The organism is Spiroplasma sp. ChiS (genome assembly GCF_002968355.1).
Taxonomy (GTDB): domain Bacteria; phylum Bacillota_I; class Bacilli_A; order Mycoplasmatales; family Mycoplasmataceae; genus Spiroplasma; species Spiroplasma citri.
Window position 1 is genome coordinate 1 of the sequence record NZ_PUUH01000230.1, and the last position, 761, is coordinate 761.

Below are 761 nucleotides of genomic sequence, written 5' to 3' on the forward strand. Positions count from 1 at the left end.
TCGCATCGCATAATAAAGAAACGATTAAAAAAATTAAATCCTTTTTTAGCAACGGGTTTTTTCAATGAAATTGGAATAATAATCCCACTTGCTAACTGGCGAATATTATTTCAAATCATACCCTCACGCTGAGCAGTAAACAACGCACGATGTCCAAAATGTCTCGCTAAAACAATTCACGGTATTTTACCACTATGAACTTTTTTCTCATCGTGAGGACTAGTTCCATCAATATACAAATAACTTTCATCAAATAAAATAACACTATCATCTGGGGGAGCCGGTTTTGTTCTATCGGTAAAAATTTTTAAATGTTAAAACTAAACTTTAACTTTATCATCTTCTAACGGATAATTACTATAAATTTCATCTGTCAATAATTTCATAGTTTGCGACAAATAAGTTAAAAGTAATGTTTTACCAGTTCCTAACTTACCAATAATTACCGATAACGGATTATCTCAAACAAAATTTACTAACCGAAAAGCATTTAACTGATAAAAAATATTTTCTCACAATCATCACACAAAATATACACATTGCAAAGCAAATAATATTCAAAATAATAAACCAACACAATACAAAGAAATTATCCAAAGTAATAAATCAATTAAACTAAACAAAAGCATTAAACCACTAATATAACAAAAGTTTTTAAAGAAAAATATAAACTTTTTCATTATTTAAAATACCCAACTATTTTAAAAACCATCCACAAGAAAAACCAAGTTAAAAACAAAATCACAATTCAAACACCAACC

Annotated in this window: 2 protein-coding genes and 1 pseudogene; all 3 read right to left on the minus strand. The window is 27.7% G+C overall.

Annotation, left to right across the window (positions count from 1 at the left end; genetic code table 4):
* Positions 1 to 239 (minus strand): annotated as a pseudogene (locus tag C6B38_RS12375) (hypothetical protein); the annotation flags it as partial.
* A gap of 81 nt (positions 240 to 320) precedes the next feature.
* Complete coding sequence (locus C6B38_RS12380; RefSeq protein ID WP_233485595.1) at positions 321 to 680, minus strand: hypothetical protein; 360 nt, start codon at positions 678 to 680, stop codon at positions 321 to 323.
* Positions 680 to 761 (minus strand): DUF2649 family protein (locus tag C6B38_RS05980; RefSeq protein WP_146693339.1); only part of this gene is annotated, 82 nt, incomplete at its 5' end. The genes C6B38_RS12380 and C6B38_RS05980, both read right to left, overlap by 1 nt.